This is a genomic window from Staphylococcus hyicus, from assembly GCF_000816085.1.
Classification (GTDB): domain Bacteria; phylum Bacillota; class Bacilli; order Staphylococcales; family Staphylococcaceae; genus Staphylococcus; species Staphylococcus hyicus.
In genome coordinates this window covers 1,239,958-1,256,025 of the sequence record NZ_CP008747.1, presented here as the reverse complement: position 1 = coordinate 1,256,025, position 16,068 = coordinate 1,239,958, and the positions used below count along the sequence as shown (strand labels likewise).

The following is a 16,068-nucleotide window of genomic DNA, read 5'->3' as shown; positions in this document are numbered from 1 at the left end:
CCCTGTTATTCGACATTATTCTGGTAATTGAACTCTAAATGTAGAGCCTTTCCCTATTTCGCTTTCCACCTCAATAATACCTTGATAGCCTTCAACGATGTGTTTCGTAATGGATAAACCAAGACCAGTTCCACCTGATTCACGGCTGCGCGCTTTATCTACACGATAAAATCGTTCGAAAATGCGCCCTGTTTCTTCTTCGGCAATACCTATACCTTCATCGATAACCTCTATCACCTTATATTTCGCATCTTCAAACACACGTAATGTTATGGTTTTATCTGGAGGCGAATAATTTACAGCATTGGACAGCAAGTTCACGATTACCTGTGACATTTTCGTTTCGTCGGCTAAAGCAGTTACCTTGTCATCAATTTCATCAATTAAATCAATGTTTTTATCGTTTGCTAATGGCTGAATCATCGCGAGCGCATTGTTTGCAACTTGAGATAAATTGATTTGATGTTTGTCAAGGGCGGTATTTTGTTCAATTTTTGATAAGTCCAATAAATCATCAACAAGTGATTGAATACGGTTAGATTCTTTCAACATAATATTTAAGAACATGTCTAAAGATGCTTCGTCATTTTTAGCACCATCTAAAAGTGTTTCAGTAAAACCTTTCATCGAGGTTATTGGTGTTTTTAATTCATGAGAGACATTTGCCACAAAATCTCGCCTTAAATTCTCTAATTTTTTCAATTGTGTAATATCATGGAGAACAATAACCATCCCTTGTAATCGTTTTTTCGTTCTCGTTAAAATCGGAACACATGACGTATCAAAAAACTTTTGATGTATTAAGCTCAATTGGAGTTCCACTTGGTCATATACAGGTTTTTCTGTGCGGAAACCTTCAACTACAAGTTTTTTCAATGTTGGATGTAAGAATTTTTCATAGTTTTGATGTTCAACATTTTTAGTCTCATTAAAAATCTCATAAAACGTTTTGTTTGCAACAACGATTTTTCCATGTTTATCTATCATTAAAACTGCGCTTGGAATATTTTCCAATGTCGTTACAAGTCGATTGCGTTGAATTTTTTGCTCGCTATTTAAACGTTCAAGCCTTCTAGCTAGCACATTGATTGTTACGTATAGCTCACGCGTTTCTTTCACGCTACTCTCAGGAATACGTACTTTATAATTCCCTTGAGTTAATAAAGACGCAGCATATGACACCTCATTAATCGGTTGAATATACGTGCGATTAATATAACGTACTGTGAAGAAAATTAATGCAATAATAACGATACCAATTAAAATTAAATACTTCCAAAATTGCATCTGTAAATCATAAACCGTATCATATTTTCCGCTTATTAAAAGCGTGGTATGTTGATGGTGAATACCAAACAAGTATTCACCTGCTTTACCATCTAAAATATAAACAGGATTTTCAGATTTAAGTTGTCTTATAAGTTCATCTTGTCTTTTTTCAATCTCAAATTCTTTTGTAGTCGTGACGTTGTTCATTTTCCCATTTTGTATGATTCGTATATTCGCTTGGTACGTTTCAGCAATGTCATGAATACGTGCCTCATTATGTGATTGATTAAGTTGGATGATTTGTTTTGAGTGTTTGAGTAATTCTCGTTTTTGATGGTCTACAGAAATCGTATATATAGAATTATGAACGATAAAACCTAATATAAGAAAACTTACAACAGTGATTGTTGTAAGTATAATTAATAACTTATGATAAAACTTTATCATTTATTTTGGTCGCTCCAATTTGTAACCCAGTCCTCTCACTGTCTTAATAAACTGTGGTTGTTTAGGGTTTTCTTCAAGTTTGTCACGTAAATGACTGATGTGTACATCAACAATACGTGAATCACCAGCAAATTCATAATTCCATACAGAATTCAACATATGTTCTCTTGTAATCACACGACCTTGTCGCTCTACGAGATACAATAACAATTCAAATTCTTTAGGTGTTAATTCCAATAAATCATCATTACGGTATACTTCAAAATAATCCGGTCTAATACGGATTGGACCAATTACAATATCTTCATCATCTTCGTCGACGCGCGTTGTTTCAAATTGAGAGGATCGACGTAAAATCGCTTTAACTCTTGCAACAACTTCCCTAGGAGAGAAAGGCTTCGTCATGTAGTCATCAGCACCCAATTCTAATCCTAGAACACGATCAAATTCATCATCTTTTGCTGTTAGCATTAATATTGGAACCTGATTTTTGTCAGAACGAATTGTTTTACATACTTCGATACCATCTTTTTTAGGTAACATCACATCTAATACGATTAAATCAGGTTTCGTTTCTTTTTCTTTCTGAATGGCTTCTTCGCCATCTTGAGCGATTTCAACAATATACCCTGCTTGTTCAAGATTGTATTTAAGTAGTGTGACAATCGATTGTTCATCATCTACTACGAGCACTCTTTGCACCATTAAACGTACCTCCTATGTATAATTAAGTTCATTATAACTTAAAACGAACTTAAAAATAATATGTTATTAAGTAACTTTACAATAACTTCATAATGCATTAACAAATATTACAAACCCGTTTCATGCTTCTCTTCATATATACCCAGCACATTACAATTTATCATCGTTTCCCAACATTTTTAATGTGTGCCATGAATGTATAATCATATAAATTCATTAAAACTGATTTAGATTGAATGACCATGGTCGAGCTTGGACTATAAAAAACATTCATAACTTAAACCAGGTGAAGCATCTCACGCTCCACCTGGATAAATGTTTAGAATATTAACTTTCACCTTTGAAATCTATAGGTTTTTAATTAATTCATCTGCAAACTCTGAAGTTTTTACTTCTGTTGCACCTTCCATTAAACGTGCAAAATCATAAGTCACTACTTTAGAAGCAATCGTTTTCTCAACAGATGCAGTGATTAAGTCGGCAGCTTCTTGCCAACCTAAGTGTTCTAGAAGTAGGACACCAGATAATAAAACAGATGATGGATTTACTTTGTCAAGGTCAGCGTATTTTGGTGCCGTACCATGTGTTGCCTCGAAAATAGCATGTCCAGTTTCATAGTTGATGTTTGCACCTGGTGCAATTCCAATCCCACCAACTTGAGCCGCTAATGCATCAGAAATATAATCTCCGTTTAAGTTCATTGTTGCAACTACATCATGATCAGACGGACGTGTTAATATTTGTTGTAGGAAAATATCCGCAATGGAATCTTTAATAATAATTTTGCCATTTCTTTCCGCTTCTTCCTGGCGCGCATTGGCTTCATCTTTACCTTTCTCCTCAACAATTCTATCGTATTGTTGCCATGTAAAAACTTTATCTCCAAATTCACGTTCAGCCAAGTCATAGCCCCATTGCTTAAAGGCACCTTCAGTGAATTTCATAATATTGCCTTTATGCACAAGAGTTACTGATTTACGGTTATTGTCTATTGCATATTGAATCGCAGCTCGTACTAATCGCTCAGTTCCTTCTTTAGAAACAGGTTTAATCCCAATTCCAGACGTTTCAGGAAAACGAATATTTTTAGCACCCATTTCATTTTGTAAGAAGTCTATGACTTTTTTAACATCAGCTGTACCTTCTTTAAATTCAATCCCAGCGTAAATATCCTCTGTATTTTCTCGAAAAATAACCATATCTGTATCCTGTGGATTTTTAACTGGTGATGGGACACCTTGGAACCAACGTACTGGGCGCAAACATGTAAACAAATCTAACTCTTGGCGTAAAGCAACGTTAAGTGAACGAATACCTCCACCAATTGGTGTTGTTAATGGTCCTTTGATTGCAATCAGATATTCCTTTATCGTATCGAGTGTTTCTTGCGGTAACCACTCACCTGTTTGGTCGAATGCTTTTTGCCCGGCTAATACTTCTTTCCAAGAAATTGCTTTGTCGCCATTATAAGCTTTTTTTACTGCCTCATCGATGACACGACTCGCTGCTTTCCAAATATCTGGGCCAATGCCATCACCGATAATAAACGGAACGATTGGTTGATTTGGTACGTTTAAACCATCAGCTGTTTTAACAATTTTTTCACTCATTATAAAGTACCCTCCATGATTTTAAATATCTACTCGTAAAATGGATCAATTAACGTGCTTCAATCGGTGTATATGTGCGATTTGTTTCACCAATATACGTTGCACGAGGACGCATAATTCGATTGTTGCGAAGTTGTTCTAAAATATGCGCAACCCAACCAGAAGTACGGCTTACTGCAAAAATTGGTGTAAATAAATCGTGATCGATACCCATACTATGATACACTGTCGCACTATAGAAATCGACGTTAGGTAATAGTCCTTTTTCTTTTTTCACAATTTCTGCTATTTTGAGTGAAATCTCGAACAATTCACTTTGACCTGTTTCTTCAGTAATCTTATGACTCATTTCTTTTAAGTATTTTGCTCGAGGATCCCCATTTTTATAAACGCGGTGACCAAACCCCATTATTTTCTCTTTATTTTCAAATGCTTTTTTCAAGTATGGTTCAACATTCTCTATGGAGCCAATTTCAGTCAACATTTTCATAACGCGTTCATTCGCGCCACCGTGTAATGGTCCTTTTAAAGAGCCTACAGCAGCTGTTATACCTGAATACATATCAGACATTGATGATACCGCACAACGTGCTGTAAATGCAGATGCATTCAATTCATGATCAGCATGTAAAATTAACGCTTTGTTGAAACCTTCAACCTCTACATCAGTTGGTTTTTCCCCTTTTAACATATATAAAAAGTTAGCTGCATAAGATAATGATGTATCCGGTTTCACAGGTTTTTTCCCTTCACGCACACGTGCAAAAGATGTGACTAATGACGCTATTTTGGATTGAATGCGGATACCACGCTCATATAATGCATTTTCGTCATTATCATCCGCGTTATCATCAAAGTGCGCTAAATAAGATACAGACGTACGTAAAGCAGTCATTGGATGCACTTCATCCGTCGTATATTCTTCAAAATGACTATACATACGTGGATTAAGCGTCATATAATGGTGTAATTTATCTTTTAGTTCCTGTAGTTCTTCTTTATTTGGTAATCGGTAATTCCAAAGAAGGAACATCACTTCTTCAAACAAAGCATTTTCAGCTAAATCATCAATATCATAACCAGCGTACGTTAACTGACTATCGATGATTGAACTAATCTTTGTCTCTGCTGCAATTACACCTTCTAAACCTTTCTGTAGTTGTGCCATAAGAATTTCCCCTTTACTGTATATTCGCTCTTTTGTAATGGCTTTCATAAGTCATTATAGCTAATATTACGCTATTTGTGAATATTTAATGAACGTTGAAATATCAGAATAATCTAATACAAATAGATATATTTAGGACTTATTTCAAGTTCGAAACGTTGATATAATCGTGTTTTTAGCTTGTTTAAGAGCTGAGTTGTGTTCGTTCATTTAAATCATTTGCTTTCTTTATCATATTTAATAATAATAAATGATAAGCATTACAGGTGTATAAATACCAAAATTACAATAAGCAATATTACTATTTATAATCCATGTATATAAAAAACCACTATATATCATTTATACCCGATATATAGTGGTTTTGTCTTTATTTATGCTTTGATTTAAAAAACTTTTTTATAAAACGTTAGCGTAACCTTCAAATACTTTACCTTGTGAAGCGTCAACAGTTACGAGAATGTCATCTTTAATGGCTTCAAGTACGCCATTGACACCAACTACAGTAGGAATGCCTTTTTCAAGTCCGACAATTGCGCTTGGTGACGTTAAGCCACCTTCTTCAGTGATTAAGCCCACTGCTTGATCTAAATAAGGTACAAAATTTTCATCGATTGATGGTGTAACAATTACAGCCTGAGATAAATCTTTACCTTCTAACTGAGAAGCGTCGCTAACAACAACAGTATGACCTACAGCTGATGTACGGCCAATACCTTGCCCTGAAGCAATTTCGTCACCAATAAGGTGAAGCTTCATAAGATTTGTTGTACCAGACTCACCCGTAGGTACGCCCGCAGTAATGATTATTAAGTCCCCATTAACAACGCGTTCAGACTCAATGGCAGTCGCTACAGCATTATTTAAAAGTTCATCTGTTGTGAAGTTTCCTTTTTTAATAACTGGATACACACCCCAAATTAAAGTACATTGGCGTGCTGTTGTTTCGTTTGGTGTTACAGCCAAAATATCTGATTTAGGACGGTATTTAGAGATTGTTTTTGCCGTGTTACCACTTTCTGTGGCTGCAACAATGGCTTTAACATTTAAATTAAGAGCCGTATGCGCTGCTGATACACCAATTGCATTCACTAGTGATGTCTCAACAAGTTTTGTGCGGTCTGATAATAATTTTTTGTAATCTTGGGCTTGCTCTGCTGCAACAGCAATATTGTGCATTGCTTTGACTGCTTCCTCAGGATATGATCCTGCAGCAGTTTCACCAGATAACATGACTGCGTCAGTACCGTCATAAATTGCATTAGCAACGTCAGAAGCTTCTGCACGTGTCGCCCGTGGATTTCGTTGCATCGAGTCTAACATTTGTGTAGCCGTGATCACTGGTTTGCCCAATTTGTTACATTTTCGAATTAAGTCTTTTTGTACAATTGGCACTGTTTCAGGTGGAATTTCTACACCCATATCCCCACGAGCAACCATTAAACCATCAGATACTTCAAGAATGTCATCAATATTATCGATACCTTCTTGGTTTTCAATTTTAGGAATAATGCTAATTGTATGATGGTTTGCTTCTTCTAAGATTTTACGAATTTCTAATACATCACTTGAACGTCTTACAAAACTTGCAGCAATAAAATCTACATTTTGTTCGATACCAAAACGGATATCTTCAGCATCTTTTTCAGTAATACCAGGTAAATTAACACTCACTCCAGGTAAATTTACACCTTTTTTATTTTTAAGTTCACCAGTATTTAAAACTTTACAATGGACATGACCTGCATTTGTGTCAATGTCTTCTACTAATAATTCAATAAGCCCATCATCTAATAAGATAAAAGAACCTACATGTACATCGTTTATGAGGTTTTCATAAGTGACAGAAAACATCTCTGGTGTACCTTCTACTTCAGACATGCTCACCGTAACATTTGACCCTTTTTCCAGTGTAATTAAACCGTCTTTCATGTTATGTGTACGTATTTCTGGACCTTTAGTATCTAGTAAAATCCCGATATTTAAATTTAATTTATTGGCAACTTTACGAATGGATTCAATACGTGCACGATGCTCATCATGTGATCCATGTGAGAAGTTTAAACGTGCAACGTTCATTCCCGCTCTCATAAGTTTTTCTAACATTTCCTCTGATTCTGATGCTGGACCAATCGTACAAACAATCTTCGTTTTTTTCATGGCTATGCCTCCTATGTTAAATCGATAATTCCTTTGTTAATTCAAGCATGCGTTTGTTTATCTTATTGTTTTCAGTGTTGTTAAAAATTTGATCAAATTCCGTTGCAGTTAAATGGTTATCTTTTATACCTACCCCTTTGGCAGTTTCACCATTCATTAATAATTCCAATGCGTAGCCACCAAGTCTTGACGCAAGTACACGATCAACACCTGTTGGACTACCGCCACGTTGAATGTGTCCTAGAACGGAAACACGCGCATCGACATTAATATATTTCGTTAATTCTTCTGCGCATTGGTTACCTGACATACATCCTTCTGCCACAATAATGATAGAATGCTTTTTCCCTCTATCAATACCGTGTTGAATTTTTTCAGCGATATCTTGAATATTATAATCTGCTTCAGGTAAGATAATTGATTCTGCCCCTACTGCTAAACCTGACCATAAAGCCAAGTCTCCACAATCACGACCCATTACCTCAATTATGAAAGTACGCGCGTGACTTGAAGCGGTATCTCTTATTTTATCGACAGACTCAATTATAGTATTGAGTGCAGTGTCGAAACCAATTGTAAAATCTGTGCCTTTTATATCATTATCGATTGTACCAGGGATGCCGATGGTTTGTATGTCTTGACATTCTTCTGTGATACGTTGAGCGCCACGGTAACTCCCATCTCCACCGATAACTACAAGTCCTTCAATTCCACGTTTACGTAAATTTTCTATACCTTTTGCTCTAACGCTTTTTTCTTTAAATTCAGGACAACGGGCAGAATATAAGAACGTTCCTCCTCGTTGAATGGTATCACCGACAGAACCAAGTTCAAGTTTGTGTATATCATCATTGATAAGACCTTGATAACCTTGATATACGCCATATACTTCAATGTTATGGTAAATAGCTTTACGAACCACTGCTCGTACTGCCGCATTCATTCCAGGTGCATCTCCGCCACTTGTTAAAACTGCAATTTTTTTCATGTAGACATTCCCTTTCTCGCTTTGTTATTACTTTAAAAATACCATAAATTTAAATGGCAATCCATTAAAAATAAGTTCATCTCGGCATGAAAACGGTTTATTAACAAAATGTCATGAATCGTTCATATTACACGTTTTCATATGTGTTTTCATTGCATATATTATGTCATTCTAATTGCACATTTCAATTTATAAATGATGTCATAATTTTTCCACATGCACGTTTCAATCAAATTTGTACTTTTGAAATGTTATTCTATTTGACACAGCGGTATTATTAATTGAATGCCTAAGTCATCTTACTAAAATTAAAAGCCTTCAAAGTTCATAACATTATGAATCTTGAAGGCTCTATCGTTTGCATTAGTACTACAAACATAATTTTTATTCGACAAAAGTTCCCATTTTTCTAAATTTCTTAAAGCGATCTTCTTTAATCGCTTCTGGGCTCATTTTTTCAAACGCTTTTAAATGTGCTGCAAATTTTTCTTTTATGTGTTTGGCTTGTAATTCTACATCTTGGTGCGCGCCGCCAAGCGGTTCTTTGACAACTTCATCAATGATATTGAGCTCCTTAAGATCATATGCAGTAATTTTCATTGTTTCGGCAGCAATTTTGGCTAATGCACTATCTTTCCACAAAATACCAGCGGCACCCTCTGGTGAAATAACTGAATATGTACTATTTTCAAGCATAAGAATCCTGTTACTTACACCTAAACCAAGTGCTCCACCACTTCCGCCTTCACCGATAACAATCGCAATAACTGGGACGGTTAAGCCAGCCATATCTATTAGATTACGGGCGATAGATTCACTTTGACCGCGTTCTTCTGCTGCCTTACCTGGGTAGGCACCTTTAGTATCAATAAATGTAAAAATTGGGCGTTGGAATTTTTCAGCTTGCTTCATTAACCGCAATGCTTTTCGATACCCTTCTGGGTGAGCCATACCAAAATTTCGGTAAATATTATCTTTCGTATCTTTACCACGTTGTTGTCCAATAACCGTCACAGGTAAACCATTAAAATACGCGATACCACCGATAATTGCTGGATCATCTCTAAAATTACGATCTCCATGAAATTCAATAAAATCATCAAAGATATGTGGAATATAATCGAGTAATGTCGGTCTTTCTTGCAAACGTGCAATTTGAACACGATCCCACGGTTTTAAAGTTGTATAAACTTTTTCTTTTTCTGTGAGTAATGCTGCTTCCAACATTTCAATTTCATCAGATAAATCAACATCATTTTTTGATTGCGCTTCTTTTAATGAATCGATTTTATTTTGAATTTCTTGAATGGATTTTTCAAATTCTAGCATTACGATTTCACCTCACAATGCATCTCCAATAATTGCGCTAATGTTTGTTTCATTTCACTTCGATGCACGACTTTATCAAGTTGACCATGTTCAAGTAAAAATTCTGCAGTTTGGAAATCATCTGGTAATTTTTCGTTTATCGTTTGTTCAATAACACGACGACCAGCAAAGCCTATTAGCGCTTTAGGTTCAGCTAAATTAATATCTCCTACAGATGCAAAGCTTGCTGATACACCACCCGTTGTCGGGTGTGTCATATATGAAATAAATAGAAGACCTGCTTCTGAATGTTTCTCTAAAGAAACACTTGTTTTTGCCATTTGCATCAATGAAATAATACCTTCTTGCATTCTCGCCCCACCTGAAGCAGTAAATAAAACGAATGGTAAACGATGTTCTGTACAATAATCCACAACTCTGCAAATTTTTTCACCTACGACAGATCCCATACTTCCCATTCTAAAGCGAGAATCCATAACACCAACACCAAATTCGATGCCATTGATTTTAGCCGTACCTGTCACAACCGCTTCATTCAAACCTGTTTTAGCTTGATCTTTTTCTACTTTTTCTTCATAACCTGGAAAGTTTAATGGATTGGCCGAAGTCATTCCCTTGTCAAATTCAATGAATGAACCTTCATCTGAAATCGCCTCAATACGACTATGCGCAGATAAAGGGATATGGTGGTCACAATTGAAACACACGTTCAAATTCTCAGTAAGTTCCTTTGTGTACATAATTTTTTTACAATTTGGACATTTTGTCATAATACCTTCAGGAACATCATTTTGCTTCGAATCTTGAACTGTCACATATTTTTTCTTTTTTGAATTTCGATTGAAAAAATCTTTAAACATACTTTTACCTCCACACTAACTTTATCTCTGTGTTATTTAAGGTCAGTTAATGTTAACGTTTTTTGATAGATATCTTCCGGATCAACATCGATACGTGCTACACCTGACTCCATAGCTGCTTTTGCTACTTCTCTTGCCACGGATGGCGCAACTCGTTTATCAAAAGGTCCTGGAATGACATAATCCACATTGAGTTCTTCCTCAGAAACCAGACTCGCAATTGCTTTAACTGCAGCTTGTTTCATCTTTTCGTTAATGTGCGTTGCACGTACATCCAATGCCCCTCTAAAGATACCCGGAAAAGCCAACACATTATTAATTTGATTTGGGTAATCAGACCGTCCTGTTCCGATGACTTTTGCGCCAGCAGCTTTTGCTAATTTCGGTGTGATTTCAGGATTCGGATTAGCCATCGCAAAAATAATAGGATCATCCGCCATCGTTTTAACCATTTCTTCTGTTAAAATGTTAGCTACTGATACACCGATAAAAACATCAGCACCTTGTATAACGTCTGCTAATTTACCATCAATTTTGTCTTTATTCGTCCATTTTGCTACAAAATCTTTTGTGGGATTCATACCATGTGGACGTCCTTCATAGATAGCCCCTTGTGAATCACACATCACCATATTTCTCACGCCATATGAATATAATAGCTTTACAATCGCGATACCCGCTGCACCAGCACCATTTAAAACAACGCGAATATTAGCAATATCTTTATTGACGATTCGTAGCGCATTCATCAAACCTGCCATCGTTACTATAGCTGTTCCGTGTTGGTCATCGTGAAAGACTGGGATTTTTGTTTCTTTTTTTAATCTTTCTTCAATTTCAAAACAGCGCGGAGCTGAAATATCTTCTAAATTGATGCCACCAAAATTAGGTTCAAGAAGCTTAACTGTACGTATAATTTCTTCAGTATCTGTTGTTGAAAGTGATAACGGAATGCCATCTACACCAGAAAAACTCTTAAATAAAACAGCTTTACCTTCCATCACAGGGATACTTGCTTCAGCACCTATATTCCCTAATCCTAATACAGCTGTACCATCAGATATTACGGCCACTGTGTTACTTTTCATAGTATAATCATAAACACTTTCAGGACGTTCATGGATATCCTTACAAGGTTCTGCTACACCAGGAGAATAAGCTAAACTTAATTCTTCTTTATTTGTTACTTTGACTTTCGGTGCCACACCTAATTTCCCTTGGTTTTCTTTATGCATTTGTAAAGCATCGTCTCTTAAAGACATTCATTATCAACTCCCGTATTTACTGTCACATCTTGTAGACTGCTAAACAGTCGAACTTAAACGTCATTATACTATACGTCATAAAAAATTGATATACAAATTACATTTTCAACACTCTTATAATAATCTTATATTTTTCGGACTAATTGCGTTAACAAATATGCGGAGATGTTCTGCTGACATAAATCCAATGTTAATGGCATTGTTCGTATTACTATCAAAAAACACTATATTAATATCATTTTTTTGCCTAGCATGTAATTCAGGCGAAGTAATATATTGCTTAATATCATCACTTAATTTTTCTCTAATAACAATTTTTCGTGTCGCTGCCAGTTTATCTTTTTCAAATTGCTCTAGTGTTTTAATCGTGTTGATCACCAGTTGAATTTTATTGTTACGACGTTCAAATTTTCCTTCAACCACATAAAATTGATGCAAATGTATGTAAGATTCTAATGTTTGGTATACATTCGGGAAAATGACACCATCTCGTTGCCGAACACCATCATTTAACACGACAAAAGCCATCTGTTGTCCTTTTTTTGTGCGTATTACTTTAATATCTTCTATCATGACGAGCATAGGTTCATGATGTACCTGTGTTGTTAAAGGGTACACACCCAAATACTGTTTGTTTTCAAATGCTTTTTCGGCAGGATGTTTCGACACATAAAATCCTAAATACTGTTTTTCATAATTAGATATTTGTTGGTCTGGCATTTCTTCAGTTTCCTCATATGCTTGTTTCGTTGTAGAAAAAGCCTCTAGAAACGTTTGATCTAACTCTGATTGAAAATCACTGACTTTGTCAATCGATTGTAAAAGCGTTGCCCTATTTTTATTAAAACAATCCATTGCTCCAGATAAAATTAACGCTTCAAGCAATCGTCTTGAACGAACCCTTCCAGGAATTCTCTGGCAAAAATCGAATAAGTTTTTATATGGCCCATTTTCTTGACGTTCTTTAACAATCATTTGTACACTCTGATATCCCACGCCTTTGATTGCACCTAAAGAAATATATATTTGATTTTTATATGTCCGGTAGCGCCATTGACTATAGTTGATGTGTGGCCCATTTATCTCAATATGTTGTTGCTTTGCCTCATGAATCATAAGTGCTGTCTTGGTCTCATTACCTATCACATTACTTAATATATTCGCATAGAAATATGGCGCATAATGCACTTTCAAATACGTCATGATATAAGCTATTTTTGAATAGCTGACAGCATGTGCACGTGGAAAACCATAATCAGCAAACTTTAATATTAAATCGAAAATTTGTTCACTTAATGCACGTTGGTAGCCTTTTTTCTCAGCACCTTCTATAAAATGCTGTCGTTCATTTTCAAGTACAGCTCTATTTTTCTTACTCATCGCGCGCCTTAAAATATCCGCTTCTCCATAGCTAAATCCAGCAAATTGACTTGCGATTTGCATGATTTGTTCTTGGTAAACAATGACGCCATATGTTTTCTTTAATATAGGTTCAAGGTCAGGATGTAAATATTCAACAGTATAGGGTTCATGACGCCGCTTAATATATGTCGGGATTTCTTCCATTGGTCCAGGTCTATATAAAGACGTCACGGCAACAATATCTTCAAAATGCTGAGGTTTTAATTTTTGTAATACCCGGCGCACACCTTCAGATTCTAGTTGAAAAATCCCCGTAGTTTCACCTTTAGACAACAAATCAAATACACCTTTATCATTAAATGGAATGGCTTCAATATCGATTTTAATTCCTAAATGATGCTGCACTTGTTTCACAACTTGATGAATAATCGTTAAATTTCTTAACCCTAAAAAATCAATTTTCAATAAACCAATGCGTTCAGCTTCTGTCATCGTCCATTGGGTTAATATGCCCGTATCACCTTGCATAAGCGGGATTGTTTGAAACAAAGGTTGATCATTTACTATTACCCCAGCAGCATGTGTGGAAGTATTTCTCGGCAAGCCTTCCAGTTTTTTGCACATTTCAAACCATTGTTCATGTCGATGATTACGATGTACAAATTGCTGAAATGCTTCGGACTGATATGCATCATCTAAAGTGATCCCAAGTTTACTCGGAATTAACTTAGAAGCTTCACTTAATGTTGATTCATCAAACCCCATAACACGACCAACATCACGTGCAACTGCTTTCGCAAGAAGATGTCCGAATGTGACAATACCAGCTACTCTATAACTGCCATACTTTTCTTGAACATATTGAATCACTTTTTCTCGTTGTGTATCTTCAAAATCTATATCAATATCCGGCATTGTCACTCGTTCAGGATTTAAAAATCGTTCAAAAAGCAAATCATATTTTAGAGGATCAATAGTCGTAATGTTTAATAAATAGCTCACTAAGGACCCAGCTGAAGAGCCACGACCTGGCCCGACCATGACACCATTTTGTTTAGCAAAGTTGATAAGGTCACTAACGATTAAGAAATAATCACTGTATCCCATTTTTTTGATTGTTTGAAATTCATGTTTCAAACGCTCTTGATACACTTGAGTGGTAAGTTGTCGACGCGACAACGCTTGTTGTAATTGCTGCCATAAATATGCGTCAGCAGTCATATTTTGCGGTGTTTGAAATGCAGGTAATAAAGATTGATGGTAGTCGAGTTTTGCCTTACATACGTTTGCTATTGTCTCTGTCGCTAACAACCATTCCTCTGGCAAATTCATTGATTTTACTGTTGTTATCGATTTGAAATGTCGTTCTGTCTCATGTCCAATGTCCATAAGGTTTAACTTTGAATTGTCACGAATCGCACCTAATACTTCTACAGTATCACCATCATTTGATGTTTCATAATAAGCAGCATCAATCCAAGTTTTCGCAATATGGTCAATCGTCGAATGATGGTCAGTATATACTGTTGAAGAAGCAGCTAATGCATCAAACCATGATGCAACATTTTCATCCATATGTTTAAATATAGCTACTGTATCGGCAGTATAATGTTTTAAGTCGTGTAAAGAGACGCGCATTTCTTTACTCAAATTAATATCTGATGATAATTTATAGAGTCTTTTTAGCCCTTCATTGTTTTTAGCTAACAATACTAATTCTTTTTCTAATAATCCATCGGTCACAAATACTGTAAGCCCCAAAATAGGTTTTATATCTGCTTTTGTACATGCATCATAAAATTGTGGTATACCATACATGACATTTAGGTCGGTAAGTGCAATGGCTGTGTAGCCATCTTGCTTTGCTTTCTCAACAATACGTTCAATCCGAATACTTGAATTAAGCAAATCATATGATGAATGAATATTTAAATGTGCAACCATTGCACGACCTCCTACTATTTTAATTTCGCTTTCAATGCCTGAGTTAAGGCATCAAACATGTCCCAACTTTCTACTGAAACACCTGAAGCATTCGGGTGTCCACCACCACCGAATTGTTCAGCAACATCGTTAATTACGATTTCTTTAGAACGAATACGGCAACGAATGTCCTCCCCTTCATCTACAGCGAAAACCCAAATTTTCAAACCTTTAATTTCAGCGATACTATTCACAAAAAGTGACGCTTCATTTGGCGCAATATGATGGGATTCAAGTACATCTTTTGTAATACGAACCTTACAAAACCCGTCATTATCCAACTCAAAATGTTGTAATACATATCCTTGAAACGCAAGTAAATAGGGTTCTTTTTCCGCCATTTTATTGAGTAATGCATGGTGGTCTATGTTTTGTTCTAACAACGTCGCTGTGGCATGCATAGTTTTAGGCTTCGTATTGTTAAATAAAAAGCGTCCCGTATCCCCCACAATTCCTAGATATAAAGCACTTGCAATCGCTTTGTTGATATATTGTAAATCATTCGCTGCTTCAATCATCGTATAAATGATTTCACTTGTAGATGATGCCTCCGTGTCTACATAATTGATGGTGCCATATTGATCAACAGGAGGATGATGATCAATTTTAATGAGAAATGCACCTAAATGAAAGCGATCATCATCTATTCTCGGTGCGTTAGCAGTATCACATACAATTACTAATGCGTTTTTATACATATCATCACGAACGATATCCATTTCACCAAAAACAGATAACGTAGGTTCATTCTCGCCTACGCAATACACTTGTTTATTAGGATATTTTGCTTGAATATATTTTTGTAATCCCGTTTGTGATCCTAATGCATCTGGATCAGGTCTCACGTGTCGGTGTATAATAATCGTCTCATATTCGTTTATTTTTGATTGAATCTCTTCAAATTTAGTCATCGTCACACATC

11 protein-coding genes are annotated in these 16,068 nt (G+C 35.8%); all 11 read right to left on the bottom strand.

The genetic code is table 11. The annotated features are described in order from the left end of the window. Nucleotides 1-15: 15 nt before the first annotated feature. Complete coding sequence (gene pnpS / locus SHYC_RS05970) at nucleotides 16-1,716, bottom strand: two-component system histidine kinase PnpS (protein WP_039645324.1); 1,701 nt, start codon at nucleotides 1,714-1,716, stop codon at nucleotides 16-18. Then, a complete protein-coding gene (locus SHYC_RS05965; RefSeq protein WP_039645322.1) occupies nucleotides 1,717-2,421 on the bottom strand; it encodes a response regulator transcription factor in 705 nt (234 codons plus the stop codon). A 347-nt stretch (nucleotides 2,422-2,768) separates the two neighbouring features. Further along, nucleotides 2,769-4,034 carry an NADP-dependent isocitrate dehydrogenase gene (gene icd / locus SHYC_RS05960; protein ID WP_039645321.1) on the bottom strand — a complete coding sequence of 422 codons (1,266 nt, stop codon included), beginning with the start codon at nucleotides 4,032-4,034 and terminating at the stop codon, nucleotides 2,769-2,771. 46 nt (nucleotides 4,035-4,080) lie between these two features. Next, a complete protein-coding gene (locus SHYC_RS05955; RefSeq protein WP_039645319.1) occupies nucleotides 4,081-5,199 on the bottom strand; it encodes a citrate synthase in 1,119 nt (372 codons plus the stop codon). A 399-nt stretch (nucleotides 5,200-5,598) separates the two neighbouring features. Further along, nucleotides 5,599-7,359: a pyruvate kinase gene (gene pyk, locus SHYC_RS05950; RefSeq protein ID WP_039645317.1), complete on the bottom strand. Its 1,761-nt coding sequence runs from the start codon at nucleotides 7,357-7,359 to the stop codon at nucleotides 5,599-5,601. Nucleotides 7,360-7,375: 16 nt separating this feature from the next. Continuing rightward, on the bottom strand, nucleotides 7,376-8,347 hold the full coding sequence (gene pfkA / locus SHYC_RS05945) for a 6-phosphofructokinase (RefSeq protein ID WP_039645315.1): 972 nt from the start codon (nucleotides 8,345-8,347) through the stop codon (nucleotides 7,376-7,378). A 384-nt stretch (nucleotides 8,348-8,731) separates the two neighbouring features. Next, the gene (locus tag SHYC_RS05940) at nucleotides 8,732-9,676 is read right to left on the bottom strand and encodes an acetyl-CoA carboxylase carboxyltransferase subunit alpha (protein WP_039645313.1); all 945 of its coding nucleotides are present in this window, start codon (nucleotides 9,674-9,676) and stop codon (nucleotides 8,732-8,734) included. Next, nucleotides 9,676-10,536, bottom strand: coding sequence for an acetyl-CoA carboxylase, carboxyltransferase subunit beta (accD, locus tag SHYC_RS05935; RefSeq protein WP_039645311.1), 861 nt, complete (start codon nucleotides 10,534-10,536; stop codon nucleotides 9,676-9,678). The genes SHYC_RS05940 and accD overlap by 1 nt, the downstream gene beginning before the upstream one ends. A gap of 32 nt (nucleotides 10,537-10,568) precedes the next feature. Then, entirely contained in the window at nucleotides 10,569-11,798 is a 1,230-nt protein-coding gene (locus SHYC_RS05930) for an NADP-dependent malic enzyme (RefSeq protein ID WP_039645309.1), read from the bottom strand. A gap of 117 nt (nucleotides 11,799-11,915) precedes the next feature. After that, on the bottom strand, nucleotides 11,916-15,107 hold the full coding sequence (locus SHYC_RS05925; RefSeq protein WP_039645307.1) for a DNA polymerase III subunit alpha: 3,192 nt from the start codon (nucleotides 15,105-15,107) through the stop codon (nucleotides 11,916-11,918). Between the two features lie 14 nt (nucleotides 15,108-15,121). Continuing rightward, entirely contained in the window at nucleotides 15,122-16,057 is a 936-nt protein-coding gene (locus SHYC_RS05920; protein WP_039645305.1) for a DHH family phosphoesterase, read from the bottom strand. Between the last annotated feature and the right edge of the window lie 11 nt (nucleotides 16,058-16,068).

Bases quoted from the DNA above. Each gene is read 5' to 3' on its own strand.
- pnpS (WP_039645324.1), bottom strand. From the start codon at position 1,716: ATGATAAAGTTTTATCATAAGTTATTAATTATACTTACAACAATCACT.
- SHYC_RS05965 (WP_039645322.1), bottom strand. From the start codon at position 2,421: ATGGTGCAAAGAGTGCTCGTAGTAGATGATGAACAATCGATTGTCACA.
- SHYC_RS05955 (WP_039645319.1), bottom strand. From the start codon at position 5,199: ATGGCACAACTACAGAAAGGTTTAGAAGGTGTAATTGCAGCAGAGACA.
- pyk (WP_039645317.1), bottom strand. From the start codon at position 7,359: ATGAAAAAAACGAAGATTGTTTGTACGATTGGTCCAGCATCAGAATCA.
- pfkA (WP_039645315.1), bottom strand. From the start codon at position 8,347: ATGAAAAAAATTGCAGTTTTAACAAGTGGCGGAGATGCACCTGGAATG.
- SHYC_RS05940 (WP_039645313.1), bottom strand. From the start codon at position 9,676: ATGCTAGAATTTGAAAAATCCATTCAAGAAATTCAAAATAAAATCGAT.
- accD (WP_039645311.1), bottom strand. From the start codon at position 10,536: ATGTTTAAAGATTTTTTCAATCGAAATTCAAAAAAGAAAAAATATGTG.
- SHYC_RS05930 (WP_039645309.1), bottom strand. From the start codon at position 11,798: ATGTCTTTAAGAGACGATGCTTTACAAATGCATAAAGAAAACCAAGGG.
- SHYC_RS05925 (WP_039645307.1), bottom strand. From the start codon at position 15,107: ATGGTTGCACATTTAAATATTCATTCATCATATGATTTGCTTAATTCA.
- SHYC_RS05920 (WP_039645305.1), bottom strand. From the start codon at position 16,057: ATGACTAAATTTGAAGAGATTCAATCAAAAATAAACGAATATGAGACG.